11 protein-coding genes, 2 tRNA genes and 1 pseudogene are annotated in these 14,778 nt (G+C 71.6%); 5 read left to right on the top strand and 9 right to left on the bottom strand.

Features of this window, described 5'->3' with window-relative positions; translation table 11 throughout:
* Window positions 1–135: 135 nt before the first annotated feature.
* From ACH4ZX_RS08655 to ACH4ZX_RS08645, 3 genes are all read right to left on the bottom strand, one after another.
* Window positions 136–2,073, bottom strand: a complete 1,938-nt coding sequence (locus ACH4ZX_RS08655; RefSeq protein WP_398269580.1) for a galactose oxidase-like domain-containing protein — start codon at window positions 2,071–2,073, stop codon at window positions 136–138.
* Window positions 2,070–4,055, bottom strand: a complete 1,986-nt coding sequence (locus ACH4ZX_RS08650; RefSeq protein ID WP_398269577.1) for a glycosyltransferase family 2 protein — start codon at window positions 4,053–4,055, stop codon at window positions 2,070–2,072. Before ACH4ZX_RS08650 ends, ACH4ZX_RS08655 begins: the two co-directional genes overlap by 4 nt.
* Before the next feature lie 487 nt (window positions 4,056–4,542).
* Window positions 4,543–4,616 (bottom strand) — tRNA-Lys (locus tag ACH4ZX_RS08645).
* A gap of 183 nt (window positions 4,617–4,799) precedes the next feature.
* Between ACH4ZX_RS08645 and ACH4ZX_RS08640 the strand changes: the two genes are divergently transcribed.
* The 5 genes from ACH4ZX_RS08640 (at window position 4,800) to ACH4ZX_RS08620 (ending at window position 10,482) form a co-directional block, all read left to right on the top strand.
* Window positions 4,800–6,107 carry a peptidoglycan-binding protein gene (locus tag ACH4ZX_RS08640; protein WP_398269574.1) on the top strand — a complete coding sequence of 436 codons (1,308 nt, stop codon included), beginning with the start codon at window positions 4,800–4,802 and terminating at the stop codon, window positions 6,105–6,107.
* Between the two features lie 231 nt (window positions 6,108–6,338).
* The gene (locus ACH4ZX_RS08635) at window positions 6,339–7,451 is read left to right on the top strand and encodes an SPFH domain-containing protein (RefSeq protein WP_398269571.1); all 1,113 of its coding nucleotides are present in this window, start codon (window positions 6,339–6,341) and stop codon (window positions 7,449–7,451) included.
* A 115-nt stretch (window positions 7,452–7,566) separates the two neighbouring features.
* Complete coding sequence (locus ACH4ZX_RS08630) at window positions 7,567–8,172, top strand: lytic polysaccharide monooxygenase (protein WP_398269568.1); 606 nt, start codon at window positions 7,567–7,569, stop codon at window positions 8,170–8,172.
* 139 nt (window positions 8,173–8,311) lie between these two features.
* A complete protein-coding gene (locus ACH4ZX_RS08625; protein WP_398269565.1) occupies window positions 8,312–8,776 on the top strand; it encodes a DUF3592 domain-containing protein in 465 nt (154 codons plus the stop codon).
* Between the two features lie 47 nt (window positions 8,777–8,823).
* Entirely contained in the window at window positions 8,824–10,482 is a 1,659-nt protein-coding gene (locus ACH4ZX_RS08620; protein WP_398269562.1) for an AMP-binding protein, read from the top strand.
* On the opposite strand, the gene ACH4ZX_RS08615 is transcribed toward ACH4ZX_RS08620, so the two are convergent.
* From ACH4ZX_RS08615 to ehuB, 6 genes and pseudogenes are all read right to left on the bottom strand, one after another.
* A tRNA-Lys gene (locus tag ACH4ZX_RS08615) sits at window positions 10,448–10,521 on the bottom strand. The two genes, ACH4ZX_RS08620 and ACH4ZX_RS08615, sit on opposite strands and share 35 nt — an antisense overlap.
* 162 nt (window positions 10,522–10,683) lie before the next feature.
* Window positions 10,684–11,442 (bottom strand): IclR family transcriptional regulator, encoded by a 759-nt coding sequence (locus ACH4ZX_RS08610; RefSeq protein ID WP_398269559.1) that lies wholly within the window; start codon window positions 11,440–11,442, stop codon window positions 10,684–10,686.
* A 92-nt stretch (window positions 11,443–11,534) separates the two neighbouring features.
* Window positions 11,535–12,332 carry an ectoine/hydroxyectoine ABC transporter ATP-binding protein EhuA gene (ehuA, locus tag ACH4ZX_RS08605; protein ID WP_398269556.1) on the bottom strand — a complete coding sequence of 266 codons (798 nt, stop codon included), beginning with the start codon at window positions 12,330–12,332 and terminating at the stop codon, window positions 11,535–11,537.
* A pseudogene (gene ehuD, locus ACH4ZX_RS08600) lies at window positions 12,322–12,965 on the bottom strand (ectoine/hydroxyectoine ABC transporter permease subunit EhuD). Before ehuD ends, ehuA begins: the two are co-directional and overlap by 11 nt.
* Complete coding sequence (ehuC, locus tag ACH4ZX_RS08595) at window positions 12,962–13,747, bottom strand: ectoine/hydroxyectoine ABC transporter permease subunit EhuC (RefSeq protein ID WP_398269553.1); 786 nt, start codon at window positions 13,745–13,747, stop codon at window positions 12,962–12,964. The pseudogene ehuD and the gene ehuC overlap by 4 nt, the downstream one beginning before the upstream one ends.
* Entirely contained in the window at window positions 13,744–14,658 is a 915-nt protein-coding gene (gene ehuB / locus ACH4ZX_RS08590; RefSeq protein WP_398269550.1) for an ectoine/hydroxyectoine ABC transporter substrate-binding protein EhuB, read from the bottom strand. The genes ehuC and ehuB overlap by 4 nt, the downstream gene beginning before the upstream one ends.
* Window positions 14,659–14,778: the final 120 nt, after the last annotated feature.

Raw genomic sequence — 14,778 nt, 5'->3', positions numbered from 1 at the left:
TGCGCGCCTTTAACTATCATTCTTGCGCCGTGCGCGGGGCCCCGCCCCCCCCCCGGCCCCCCGCGCCCCCCCCCCGCCCCCCCGCCGGGGGGGCCCCCCCCCCGCCCCCGGCCCCCCCCCCCCCGTCCCATCCGCTCACGGCACCTTCACCCACTGCGCCTTGCTGGGCGTGCCCTGGGCGTCGTCGACGAACAGCATGTACCAGCCCGACTGGACCAGGTTGCGGTTCTTCGGCACCGTCACCGTGATCTTGTTGCCGGACGTCTTGAAGTCCAGCGCGATCGACCGCTGGTCCACGTCCGTGACGTGCGTCGTCGCACTCGGCCGGATCAGCCGTACCTTCTTGACCGCCGACGCCTGCGGCGAGGTGAAGGTGCCCGAGCCGCCCCGCGCGATGGTCTGCGGGCCCCCGGACAGCGACGGGCGCGAGCCGCGGTACAGGTACGGCGGCGTGTAGATCTCGATGCGCTGCTCGAACTTGCCCGGCTTGGTGTTGGCCTTGTCGGCGTAGAGCGAGTCCGAGCCGAAGAACATCACGCGGCCGTCGGGCAGCAGGATCGAGCCCGAGTGGTAGTTCCGCCCCACCAGCGGATCGGCGACCCGGTCGAAGGTGTTGGTGTCCGGGTGGTAGATCCGCGCCTGGAGGATGTTGGAGGCGCTGCGCCCGCGGTAGTCCTGTGAGCCGCCCGACACCAGCACGGTGTCGTCGGGCAGCACCGAGGACTGCGGGTAGCGGGTGCCCTTCTCCAGCGTCGGCCCGTCCACGAACTTCGGGTTCTTCGCCTTGAGGTCGATCAGCCGCGTCTTGTTGCTGGACAGCTTGGACTCGCCGACCCCGCCGCCGCCGACGACCATGAACTTCTCGTCCTGCGCCGGCGGCAGCAGCACCGTGCCGGAGGTCTCCATCCGGTCGGCGTCGCTCAGCCCCGCCAGCTTGGTGAACTTGTTGCTGTCCACGTCCCAGATCCCCGGGTCACGGCCGACGTTGTCCGGCCCGTAGCCCGCGTTCGAACCCGAGTAGAAGATCTTGCCGTTCTGCATCAGGAACAGCGCCGGGTACGTCGGGAACTGGCGGATCTTCGAGGTGTACGTCCACTTCCTGGTCTTCGGGTCGAAGATCTCGTTCTTGCCCGGCACCAGCTGGCCGATGTCGTCGAGGCCGGAGACGCTGAGGATCCTGCCGTCGCTCAGCGTGGTGAGCGTCGGGTACCAGCGGGCCTCGTTCATCGGGTCGACCTTGATGTACTTCTCGGCGACCGGGTCGAACTCGAAGGCGTCCCGGATGCCCTGGAAGTCCTTCTTGTCCAGGGCGAGCTTCTGCGCGATGCCGTAGGTGTTGCGCGCGTCGGCGCCGGTCAGGCCCTGGATGCGGTAGTTGTCCTGGGTGCCGGTCTCGTACTTGCTGCCGCTGTTCCTGGCCTCGACGTAGATGCGGCCGAGACCGGGGTCGTTGCGCAGGAAGGCGCCGGTCTTCGGGTCGAAGACCTTCTTGGCGCGCGGCACGAGGACCGGGTCCTTCGACACGAAGGTCTTGCCGTTCTCCCGGCCGGTGAACTTCGTGCCCGCCGGCAGCGTGATCGGCTTGTCCGGGTTCTCGTTGTGCACGACCATCAGGCCGCCGGCCTTGGTGACGTCACCCTTGAGCTTCTCGTACCGCTTGGTGCCGCCGGCGATCAGCAGGTTGCCGTTGGCGAGCTGGGTGTGGCCGGTGCAGAACAGGTCCTTCGGTGTCGGCACCTTCTTGATGGTGCCCTTGACGGGGTCCCAGATACGGGTGTCGTACTTCTTGGCGTCGAAGTTGTCCTGGTTGTTGCCGGAGCCCGCGATCAGCAGCACCTTGCCGGTGCGCAGGAGCGCCGCGTGGATGGTGTCCTGGCGGTACTCCTCGGGGAACTCGACGATGTCCCAGTGGCCGTTGTCCGCTTTGTACTCGGGCTTGTTGATCTGGTACTGGTGGTATTTCTCGGTCCCGAAGCGGTACAGCCACGGCCCGTTCATCCCGGCCAGCGCGAGCACCACCGCCGTGCCTATCGCGAGTCGACGGGCGCGGCGGCGGCCTGCACGGTCGTTCATTCCTTACGTCCCCCAAGTCCACCAAGGGCGATCTGCATGGTCTGGTCGTTGCCTCCGTCGGAGGCGGCCCAGCTCGGCTTCGGCTGCGGGGCGTGTCCGCCGTGCGGTGCCTGCTGCCCGGGCAGCGGCTGCGGCTGGTATCCCGCGGGCACCGCGTCCTGCGGCTCCGGCTCCGGCGCCGGGGGCCGCTTCTTCGCCTGACGCAGTTCGTAGCGCCACGCGAAGATCGGCGAGGCCGTGATCAGCAGGGCGAACGTGGCCCAGGTGATCATCGCCGGGTGCGAGTGCCCGAGGACGAGACCGGCGGCGATCGAGCCGGCGAAGACCAGGATGAAGAACAGGTGGATGCGGAACGTCCCGAACAGCGTGTCGGGGCTCGCCGAGTCGCCCTTCGGCGTCACCACGAACTTGCTCTTGCGGCGCAGCACGGCGTCCATCAGGGAGCGTGCGTAGATCGGCGCCGACAGGGCCGACATCACCATGCCCGCCACGCCGCCGGAGCCCTCCGGCTCGTGCGGGGAGACGTTGTGCCGGCGGTTCCAGACGTACAGGCCGATCTGCAGCGCCGAGGCGTTGCCGTACAGCATCAGCCAGACGGTCGGGTCGATGTTCACGCCCGAGGCGCCCAGGCCCAGGAACAGCGCACAGCTGAGCGCCGCCAGGATCCAGTTCAGGGCCGACATCGGGTAGAAGATGATCATCATCGTGTAGTTGAAGAGCTTGCCCGGCGGCAGCGTGCCCCAGCCCTTCCAGTACTGCTTGAGGATCGTCTCGTAGGTGCCCCGCGACCACCGCAGCTGCTGGGTGAAGAAGTCCGTCCAGGCGCCCGGGCCCTCACCGACGGCGAGCACGTCCGGCGTGTACACCGAGCGCCACTTCTTCCCCGTCGCCGGGTTCTTGTGCCGGTGCATCTCGAAGCCGGTGGCCATGTCCTCGGTGATCGAGTCGTACAGGCCGCCGATCTGCTTGATCGCCTTGATGCGCACGGCGTTCGACGTGCCCACGAACATCGGGGCGCCGTAGCGGTTGCCGGCCCGCTGGATGAGCGCGTGGAAGAGGAACTGCTGCGACTCGGCGGCCTTGGTGATCGGGTTGTCGTAGTTGCCGTAGACCTGCGGGCCGATGACGAAGCCGACGTCCGGGTCGCGGAAGAAGCCGAGCATCCGCTCCAGGTAGTTGGGCAGCGGCACGTGGTCGGTGTCGACGGAGGCGAAGAAGTCGTAGTCGTCGCCGTGCGCCTCGAGCCAGGCGTTGTAGTTGCCGTGCTTGGTCTTGGCGCGGTGCGGGCCCTTGGGCCGGTTCCACTTCGCGACGCCCTTGCGGGAGAAGTGGTGCACGCCCAGCCGCGCGCACACCTCCTTGACCTCCGGGTCGTCGCCCTCGTCGAGCAGCCAGACGTGCAGCAGGCCCCGATGGCGCAGCCTGACGGCCGCCTCCAGGGTCTTCGTCACCATCTCCAGCGGCTCCTTGCCGGGCACGAAGGAGGTGAGGAAGGCCACCTTGGTGCCGGTCTCGGGCACCACCGGGACGGGGTCGCGGGCGACCAGCGTGGCGTGCGCGTTGGACAGCACGTTCATGCAGCGGAAGAACTCGATCAGACCGATCGAGACGAGCATCACGACGTCGAGCGCCGGCAGGAAGTCGAAGGCGGGGTAGTCGCGCTCGGTCCAGTGCTCCGGCTGGAGCAGCCAGGCCAGCAGGACCAGCGACAGCAGCGGCGCCGCGCCGAGCATGAGCGCGGCCCGGACGCGGTGCGGCTCCTGCGACAGCAGCGAGCGGTACTGGACCCGGTAGGGCTTGTCCGGGTCCGGCTGGGTGAGGGGGCCGGCCAGCCTGCTGTAGTGCTCGTAGTCGTATCTCGGCAGGGTCTTCTTGATCCGGCGGAACGTCCCCGTGTTGCCGCTCCGGTGCGAAGGCACCCGGAGCTGGGTGGTGTCTGACGGGTCCGGGTCCGGCCGGGCGCCCGTCGGCGTCGACGTCATGAGTCATCCCCCCACACGCAGGTGACCGCGTGTCGTGTCGGTTCCTTACCGCCTGCACGAGTCCCCCTCGACTCCGTACAGACGTATCAGTGGCGGGCCGCAGTCACCACACCTTCCACACCCATGGACATGGAACCGCGACCTTCCGGTTGCATGATGCCCCCCTCGGCACCGCCCCGTGAACGGGGCCCCTCTCCCCGTAGACCCGGCAACCGGTTCCCCGCCCCCCAAGTGCCGCGGATCCGCGGCATCTTGCACGACAGGGTTCTACGGCGTTCAGCATGATCGCAAGATGCGCAACACGGTGTTCACCGGTCATACGCCTTCATTGCGCCGTCTGTGGGTGGCATGTGGACCGATCGCGGACGGATGCGGACGGACCTGCGCAGATGTCGACCAACTGCTTCCATGCCGCCTCCTTCGCCCTCGCCCGGCCCATATAGAGCAGAGGGCCCCCCGTTCCCACGGAGGGCCCTCTGCCTGTCGGTGCGCCGCCAGGGACTCGAACCCCGGACCCGCTGATTAAGAGTCAGCTGCTCTAACCAACTGAGCTAGCGGCGCCTGCTGACGCGGCAACTCTACCGGACGCCGGAGGGTGCTCCCGACCACCCGGCACCCCGGCGGGTGCCGCGGGCCTCCGGGTACATCATTCGGACCGTCAACATGCGCGGTCCGGCGACGGTTGGGAAACTGATCGACGTGCACAGGCGCCGTCATTTCCATCGGGAGTGTGAGGGGAATCGCATGGGGACTCCGGTATTCGAGGAATTCGATCCCGCGAGCGACTGCGACTGCCCCGGCTGCGCGCACTGGCGCCGCGTCCTGCCGTATTCTCCGGCCGCCCGGCGCGCGGCCCACCCGGCCGCGCACCGCGTCGTGATCGTCGCGGCCGCCGCCTCCGCCGCCCTCGCCGCAGGGCATGCCGCACCCGCTCTCGCCGCGCCGCACGCGCCCCACCGGCCGGGCGTCCCCGCAGGTGACGAGCCCGGAACACCGCAGGGCGGCAGGGCCCCACTGCACGGTCCGGCCGGCCGCCCCGCACTGCCCGCAGCGCCCGTGCGACTGCCGAAGATCACCCGTACGGAGATCATCAACCGGGCGAAGATCTGGGTCGCCGCGCAGGTGCCGTACAGCATGTCCGACTACTGGTCCGACGGTTACCGGCAGGACTGCTCGGGCTTCGTCTCGATGGCCTGGAGCCTGCCCGGGAACGAATGGACGGGCAGCCTGGGCAAATACGGGGAGCGCATTTCCAAGGGGGAACTCCAGCCCGGCGACATACTGCTGTTCCACAATCCGGACAACCCCGAGAAGGGCTCGCACGTCGTCCTTTTCGGCGGCTGGACGGACTCCACGCACACCTCCTACGTCGCCTACGAGGAGACTCCCCCGCACGCCCGCCGCCGGGCCACCCCTTACGCCTACTCCAGCAATTCGGACCGCTACGTCCCCTACCGGTACAAGGGAATCGCGGCGGGCGCGGCGGGCGCCAGCCCCGGCACGCCGGCCGCTCAGCAGGCCGCGACGGCCTATCCGGGCGCGGAGTACTTCCGCCCCGGCGCGAACAACGCGTACGTCACCCGGCTCGGGCAGCTGCTCGTGGCGCGCGGCGGCGGGCGCTTCTACGCCTCGGGTCCGGGGCCGCGGTGGACGGACGCGGACCGGCGGGCCACCCAGGCCTTCCAGCTGGCGCAGGGCTGGCGCGGCGCGGGCGCCGACGGGCTGCCGGGCCCGCGGGCCTGGGAACTGCTGGTCACCGGCAAGGGCAACGGCATCCCGGCGTCGACCGCCGGGCCGCCCGCCTCGCACGGCGTCCCCGGCTATCCGGGGCGCGCGCTGTTCCGGCCGGGCGCGAGCAACGCGTACGTCACCCGGCTGGGACGGCAACTGGTGAAGAAGGGGTTCGGCGCCTTCTACACGGCCGGGCCCGGACCGCGCTGGGGCGAGGCGGACCGGCGTGCCGTGCGGGCGTTCCAGCGTGCCCAGGGCTGGCGGGGCGGCGCGGCGGACGGCTGCCCGGGCCCGGAGACCTGGCGCCGCCTCTTCTCCTGACCGACCTCACCTGCCGGCCTGACTCGACGCACCTGACCTGACCCACCTCACCTGCCGGCCTGACTCGACGCACCTGACCTGACCCACCTCACCTGCCGGCCTGACTCGACCCACCTGACCTGACCCACCTGATCCGACCCACCCCCGGGTCGCCGCGGCCCCGTTCCACCGGGGCCACGGCGTCCCGATCCATCTGTTGTGGCGCATCTGGCGCGGAGGCTGGAGGCACGCTTGAGCACGACGACCACGTCACACACGCCCGAGTTCGAGGGGCCGGGCAGGTCCGGGCGTCTCATTCAGAACGAGGCGACCACCGAGATCCCCGTCCACCTGCTGTTCCGCGACGAGCCGAGCCCGGTGCCGGTGCCGCTGAAGCCCGCGGTCGTGGGGCGCCGGCGGGGCACGGGGGAGCAGCCGCGGCTGCGTGGCCCGGCGCCGGTCAGGAACCGCCCGGCGCCGCGGGCCGACCCCGAGCTGGTGGAACGGCCGGCCCGGGTGCTGCCCGGCGCGGCCGGGGTCCTCGCCGGCGTCTGCGGGGCGGCCGGCTGCGCGGCCGTGTCATGGTGGGCCGGCGTCCTGCCGCGGGCGGCGCTGGAGGCGCTGCGGCTGCCGGCGTACGCGGGGACGGGGCTGGGGCCGGCGCAGTGGGCGGCCTGCGCCGGGGCGGGCGCCGTAGGGCTGTTCGGCTTCGGCGGGCTGACCCGCGGGCGGACCGGGCGGGCCCTGGTGGTCGGTCTGTTCGGCCGCTACCGGGGGACCGTGCGGCGCACCGGCCTGATGTGGGTCAACCCGCTGCTGCTGCGCCGCCGGGTCGACGTACGGCTGCGGCACTGGCGCAGTGAGCCGATGCCGGCGGTCGACGGCGGCGGGGTCGCCCTGCGGGTGGTCGTGCTGGCGGTGTGGCGGGTGCGGGACACCGCGCGGGCCGTGCTGGGCGTCGACGACCACGAGACCTACCTGCGCGAATGCGTGGAGGCGGCGCTGGCCAGGGTGCCGGTGGAGACGCCCGGCGCCGCGGCGGGGGCGGCGGAGGCGGCCGGGGAGGCGCTGACCCGGCTGGTGGCGGCCGACGCGGCGCCGGTCGGGCTGGAGGTGTACTCGGTGCAGCCGGTCCGCGTCGAGTACGCCCCCGAGGTCGCCGCCGCGATGCACCGCCGGAGGGTCGCCGCGCTGGACGCGCAGAACCGGGCGAGCATGCTGACGTCGGTGGTCGACTCCGTGGAGGACACGGTGACCCGGCTGACCGTGCGGGGCCTGGTGGAGCTCGACGACTACGAGCGCAAGGCCCTGGTCAAGGACCTGACGGTGGCGTTCTGCGTGGGCCGGGCGGAGCCGGGGCGCTGAGAACGACCTCCGTAATTGGTCTGGACATGTTCAAGTCCTGGTCATAACGTGAGGGTTGGTCTAGACCTACCGTTCGGCTCATCGAACCTTCCCCACGTTCTCCAGGAGCGGCAGCATGCGCACAAGGACCAAGTCGTACGCCGCAGTGGTGGGCCTCGCCACCGCCGGAGCCCTCGCGTTCTCCTCCGGTGGCGCAAGCAGCCACGGCTACACCGACCTTCCCGTCAGCCGGCAGAAGCTCTGCCAGAACGGCACCGTCACCGGTTGCGGCGACATCCAGTGGGAGCCGCAGAGCGTCGAGGGCCTCAAGGGCTTCCCCGCCGCCGGACCGGCCGACGGCCAGATATGTTCCGCCGGCAACACCCGCTTCGCGCAGCTCGACAGCCCGCGCACCCCCTCGGGCGGCGCCTGGCCGACCACCCAGGTGACGGGCGGCCAGAGCTACACGTTCCGCTGGCAGTTCACGGCCAGGCACGCCACGACCGACTTCCGGTACTACGTCACCCGTCAGGGCTGGAACCAGGACCACAACCTGGCCCGCTCCGACCTCGACACCACGCCGTTCCTGACGGTCCCCTACGGCGGCCAGCGTCCGCCGTCGACCCTCTCCCACAGCGGCACCCTGCCGTCCGGGCTGAGCGGGCACCACGTCATCCTCGCCGTGTGGACGGTCGCGGACACCGGCAACGCGTTCTACGCCTGCTCCGACGTCACCTTCTGACCCGGACCGGGCCGCGCGCCGGGAGCCCCCGCCCCGGCGCGCGCGATCTCTGAGCATTCCTTGAGGCGGCCGGGATCTCCCCTCGGGTACGTTCCTGGCAGGCCCGCCGGCCGGCGGCGCACCGTGATCGGGGGATCTCATGGACGTGCTGCTCTACCTCGTGCCCGGCCTGATCATGGGCCTGGCCCTCTTCATGGCCTACCGCGTGACGCGCCGCTGGCTGCAGGTGCGCGGCGCCTGGAACAGCGGGCTGACGGCCGAGGGCCGGTGCCTGCGGACGTTCACCACGACCCACGGCGGCGGCCACGACAGCTCCGTGCGCACCACCCTGCACCACGTCTACGAGTTCACCGCGCGCGACGGCCGCCGGATCCGCTTCGAGGAGGAGGGCGGCCCGGCGACCCGGCTGGAGGGCGACTTCGTCACCGTCTACTACACGGACGGCCCCCAGGTGGCCGCCACCGCGCACGAGCCGGCCCGCGCCAAGCAGGCCGCGGCGACCTTCGGCATCCTCGCGTTCCTCGGCGTGGTCGTCGTGTTCTGCGTCGTCTTCATGGTCACGTACACCGAGGCCTTCGTGACCTCGGATGTCTCCGGTTACTAGGGCTGCACGTCTCCACAACTGACGGTGCGTCAGCTATCGTGCGCGCCATGGAGTCCGGCAGGCGTACGGTCGCGGAACTCGTCGCCGGCCGGTGGGGCGACCACCGGCCGGGGCTGTGGTGCGAGGACCGGACGCTCACCCACCACGAGGTCGCCGCGGGGGCCGCGGCCCGCGCCGCGCTGCTCGCCGACCTGCTGCCGCCGGACGCCGAGCCGCATGTGGGCGTGCTGCTGGACAACACCCCGGAATACCCGCTGTGGCTGGGCGCGGCGGCGCTCGCGGGAGCGGCCGTCGCCGGCGTCAACCCCACCCGCCGCGGCCCCGAACTGGCCCGCGACATCCTGCACACCGAGTGCCGGATCGTGGTCACCGAGCGCACCCACCTCCCGCTCCTCGACGGCCTCGCGCTGCCGGACACGGTGCGCGTCCTGGTCACCGGCATCGAGGAGTACGACACGCTCCTCGCGCCCTACCGGGACGCGGTGCCGGACGCTTCCCGGCGCACCCCCGGCGACCGGCTGCTGCTGTACTTCACCTCCGGTTCGACCGGCGCCCCCAAGGCCGCCGTCTGCAGCCAGGGCCGGCTGGCCGCCGCCGGACGGTCGCTGGCCGACCGGTTCGGCGTGCGCGAGGACGACGTGCACTACGTCTGCATGCCGATGTTCCACGGCAACGCGGTGATCGCCGACTGGGCGCCCGCGCTGGCGGCCGGGGCGGGCGTGGCGCTGCGGCGGCGCTTCTCGGCGTCGCGCTTCCTGGCGGACGTGCGGGCCTGCAACGCCACGTACTTCACCTACGTGGGCCGCGCGGTGCAGTACATCCTGGCGACCGAGGAACGGGACGACGACCGGGACAACCCGCTGCGGACCGGCTTCGGCACCGAGGCGGGGGCCGCCGACGCGGCGGCCTTCGAGCGGCGGTTCGGGGTGCGGCTGGTGGAGGGCTACGGCTCCTCCGAGGGCGGGGCCGCCGTGCAGTGGACGCCCGGTACCCCGCCCGGCGCGGTCGGGCCTGCGACGCCCGGGCTCGTGGTGCTGGACCCGGAGACCCGGCGGGAGTGCCCGCCGGCCGTCTTCGACGCGGCCGGACAACTGCTGAACGGCGACGAGGCGATCGGCGAGCTGGTGAACCGGGCGCCCAACCCCTTCGAGGGCTACTGGCGCAACCCGCGGGCGGACGCCGAACGGCTCCGGGGAGGCTGGTACTGGACCGGTGACCTGTTCTGCCGGGACGCCGACGGCTACCTGTACTTCGCCGGCCGCGCCGACGACCGCCTCCGCGTCGACGGCGAGAACCTGGCCGCCGCGATGATCGAGAACATCCTCGCCCGGTACGACGGCGCCGACGCCGTGGCCGTCTACGCGGTGCCGGACCCGGTGACCGGGGACCAGGTGATGGCGGCCGTCGCCGGCGGCTTCGATCCGGCGGGGTTCGCGGAGTTCCTGCTCGCCCAGCCGGACCTGGGCACGAAGATGGCGCCCCGGTTCGTGCGGGTGGTGGAGCGGATGCCGGTCACCGCCACGAACAAGATCCACCGGGCGCTGCTGCGCCGGGAGGGTGTGCGGTGCGCCGACCTGGTGTGGTGGCGCCCGCCCGGCGGGCGGGCGTACCGGAGGCTGACCCCGGAAGACCTCGAGGGGCCCCTCGTGTCGCCGAGAGGCCCCTCATATGTGCGCCGCCAGGGACTCGAACCCCGGACCCGCTGATTAAGAGTCAGCTGCTCTAACCAACTGAGCTAGCGGCGCATGACTCCCGCCGTCCGCGCGATCTGTGTCTCGCGGGTGGCGACAGAGAAAATACTACCTGGTCCGCGGGGGTGCTGGTGACCACCAGCGGCGCGCTCGGACCGCCGGCGCGCTCAGTCGCCGGTGCGCTCGGACCGCCGGTGCGCTCAGTCGCCGGTGCGCTCAGATCGTCAGCGACAGCAGCACCGGCGCCGCGTTCCGGTTCAGGGTGTCCGCCGCCCGGCGCAGCCGGTGGGCGTGTTCGACCGGGAGGGACAGCGCCAGGCAGCCCACCGCTGAGCCGGCCGTCACCGGGACGGCCGCGCACACCGTGCCCACCGCGTACTCCTGGAGGTCGAGCGCCGGGACGGTGGGCGGCTGGGCCGCCAGCCGGGACAGCAGCAGCTTGTCGCTGGTGATGGTGCGCGAGGTGAGACGGGCCGGCCGGTGCCGGGAGAGGTGCTCGCGCCGGCCGTTGTGGTCGAGCTGCGCGAGCAGGCTCTTGCCGATCGCGGTGGCGTGCGCCGAGGAGCGGAAGTCGACCCACTCGTTGACCACCGGGGTGGTGGGCCCGGCGGCGTACTGGGCGATCCTGACCTCGCCGTCGACATACCGGCTGAGGTAGACCGCGGCGCCCAGCGAGTCGCGCAGCCGGTCGAGGGTGCGCTGCAGCTTGTCGCGCAGTGCCTGCTCGCGGCCGTGCGCGGAACCCAGTCGGCCGAGGACGTCACCGCTGACGTAGGCGCCGTCGGGGACCTGCTCGACGTAGCCCTCGCGGCGCAGCCACCCCAGGAGGGTGGTCAGCCGCTCCGGGTCGAGGCCGGTGTGCCGGGCGAGTTCCGTGCCGGTGATTCCGGTGGTGTGCCGTGCCACGGTCTCCAGGACGCGCAGGGCGTCCTGGGCCGAGTGGTACGGAGCGGTCGGCTCGTGCTTCAGCGCCACGGTGTTTCCCCCTGCGCTCGCTCGTTCGCACTGCTACTGGGCCGTGATCCGGACGGTCAAGCCCCACCACGATAACCGCCACGACGGCGCCGTCACAGGACCGCGCCCAGGAACTCCCGCGTCCGCTCGTGCTCCGGCTCGCTGAAGATCTTCTCCGGCGGGCCGGACTCGACGATCCGGCCGGCGTCGAACATCAGGACCTGGTCGGAGATGTCCCGGGCGAAGTTCATCTCGTGGGTCACGCACAGCATCGTGATGTCGGTGCTGCGGGCGATGTCGCGCAGCACGTCGAGGACGCCCGCGACCAGTTCCGGGTCGAGCGCGGAGGTCACCTCGTCGAGCAGCAGCACCTGCGGCCGCATCGCCAGCGCGCGGGCGATCGCCACCCGCTGCTGCTGTCCGCCGGACAGCTGGGAGGGGCGCATGTCGCGCTTGTCGGCGAGGCCCACCAGGTCCAGCAGTTCGCACGCCCGCTGCTCCGCGTCGTCCCTGGACAGCCCCAGCACGGTGACCGGGGCCTCGGTGACGTTGCGCAGCACGGTCATGTTCGGGAACAGGTTGAACTGCTGGAAGACCATCCCGATCTTCTTGCGGACCTCGCGGACCTGCTTCCCGGGGGCCGGGAAGAGCCGCTGACCGGCCACCGTGATCGTGCCCTCGTCCGGCCGGGTCAGCGTCATCAGCAGTCTCAGGATCGTCGTCTTGCCGGATCCGGACGGGCCGATCAGCGTGACGTGCCTGCCGGAGTCGACGGAGAAGTCGAGCCGGTCCAGGACCGTGTGCGCGCCGAACCGCTTGGTGACCTGCTCGAGCCGGATCAGCTCGGTGCCGTCCACCGGCGGGTTGGCGTGGGCGTCTTCGGTGTTCAGCAGGGGTGCGTCAGTGGACAAGGCGTCGCTCCAGAGCTCGCAGGAGAAGGGAGGCCAGGCAGGAAAGGACGACGAAGGCCACGCCGATCACGGTGACCGGCTCGGTGAACCGGAAGTGCTCCTGGGAGTACGCGCCTGGCCGAGCATCTCCAGCACGGTGATCACCATCAGCATCGGCGTGTCCTTCAGCATCGCGATCACGTAGTTGCCGAGGGCCGGCACGACCCGGCGGATCGCCTGCGGCAGCACCACCACCCGCCAGGTCCGCGCCCTCGGCAGGTTCAGCGCCGTCGCCGCCTCCCACTGGCCGGCGGGCACCGCCTCGATGCCGGCGCGGTAGACCTGCATCGTGTACGTCGAGTAGTGCAGCCCGATCGCGACGATGCCGGTGGTCAGCGCCGAGAAGGCCAGGCCCCACTCGGGCAGCACGTAGAAGAGGAAGAACAGCTGCACCAGCAGCGGGGTGTCGCGCACGAACTCGGTGACCGCCCCGACCGGCCGGCGCACCGGGGCCGGCGCCCGCATCAGCAGCGCCCACACCAGGCCCAGCGCGAACGAGATCAGCGAACCGAGGACCACCACCCGCAGGGTGACCAGCAGCCCGTCCCAGAAGTGCGGCATGAAGTCGCGCACGGCGTTCCAGTCCCACGTCATGCCGCACCCCCTCCGGCGGCCACGCCGGCCGTCCCCACGCCGGCCGTCCCCACGCCGGCCGTCCCCACGCCGGCCGTCCCCGCGCCGGCCGTCCCCGCGGGCCGGGGCTCCCGCGTCCCCGTCCCGCGCCGCGGCGCCCTGCCGACGCCCGCCTTCAGCCGCCGCTCCAGCAGCCGCATCCCGCGGGTGAGCAGGAAAGCGATCACGAAGTAGATCAGCAGGACGTACGCGTAGATCTCCGCGCTCTCCTGCAGCGCCAGGCGCACCAGGTTGCCGCTGAAGGCCAGGTCGCCCATGCCCATGACCGACACCAGGGCGGTGCCCTTGAGCAGCTCGACCAGCAGGTTGCAGAACGGCGGGATCATCTCCGGCACCGCCTGCGGCAGCAGGATCAGCCGCATCCGCTGCCAGGGCGTGAAGCTCAGGGCGATCCCGCCCTCCCGCTGCGCCGGGTCGACCGCGTTCAGCGCGCCGCGCACGATCTCCGCTCCGTACGCCCCGTAGGTCAGCCCGAGCGCGAGCGTGCCCGCCCACATCGGCACCAGCTGCCATCCGAAGACCGGCGGCACGACGAAGAACACCCAGAAGATCAGGACCAGCGCGGACGTGCCGCGGAACACCTCGGTCCAGCAGCCCGCCAGGAAGCGGACGGCCCACCGCCGGTGCGTACGCGCGATGCCGACGGCGAAGGAGACCGCGGCGGCCAGCAGCGCGCTGAGGACGAGCAGCTGGACCGTGGTCCAGACGCCCTTGAGTACGAGTTCCCACAGTCCCGGGGTCATCCGGCGCACAGCTCCTTCGCGGTCAGGTCCGTCATCTCGGACTCGGTGAAGCCGAAGGGCCGCAGGATCCGGAACAGTTCGCCGCTCTTCTTCAGCCGGCGCAGCTCGGCGTTGAAGGCGTCCCGCAGCCTGGTCTCCGTCGGCCTAAAGGCGAAGGCGCCGCCGTCGACGTGCGGTTTTCCGTCGACGAGCGGGGCGAAGGCGTCGGTCGCCTCGGCCTTGGAGGACTTCTTCACCACCTCGCGGACGGTCAGCGCCGTTCCGGCGAAGACGTCCACGCGTCCGGCCTCGACGGCGTTCAGGCCGGCGACCTGGTCCGGCACGATCAGGATGTCGCTCCGCTCGTACCCGGCCCCGACGGCGTACTGGATCTCCGCGTAGCCGGTGCCGGTGGCGAAGCTGGCCCTCTTCTCGACGACGTCCCGGTAGCTGTGCAGCCCCTTCGGGTTGCCCTTGCGCACGATGAACGCGTCCAGCATCCGGTAGTCGGGGTCGGCGAAGATCACCTGCTCGCAGCGCTCGGGGTTGACGTACATCCCGGCCGCCACGACGTCGAACTGCTGCGAGTTCAGGCCCGGGATCAACGAGCCGAACTCGGTCGGCACCGGCTGCACCCGGTCCACGCCCAGCCGCTCGAACACGGCCTTGGCGAGCTCCGGCGCCTCGCCGGTGAGTCTTCCGTCCGTGTCGATGTACCCGAAGGGGACCTCGCCGGCGATGCCCAGCCGTACCACGCCCGCCGCCCGCAGCCGGTCGAGCAGGTCGCCGCCGGCCCGGGCCGACGCCGTGGGCACGCGTGAGCAGCCCGCCGCGACCGGGACGCCGAGCGCCGCCACCCCCGCGAGCAGCGACCGGCGCGTGGTGCCGGGTGTCGTTCTTTCCTTGCTCTCCCTGCCATGTGGTGCAGCCATGGCGGCGCTGCTACCCGACCGCCCCGGGTGTATGCCTCGCGGCCGTCCGTCCAGCGGCCGGGCTCCTGCCCGTCGGGAGGCGGGAGTTGGGGCCGGACCCCGGCGCCCCGGCACGTGCGG

It is taken from the genome of Streptomyces sp. NPDC020490 (assembly GCF_044335305.1).
GTDB lineage: Bacteria > Actinomycetota > Actinomycetes > Streptomycetales > Streptomycetaceae > Streptomyces.
The sequence above is the reverse complement of the archived record's forward strand: the minus strand, read 5'-3'. Positions and strand labels throughout refer to the sequence as shown.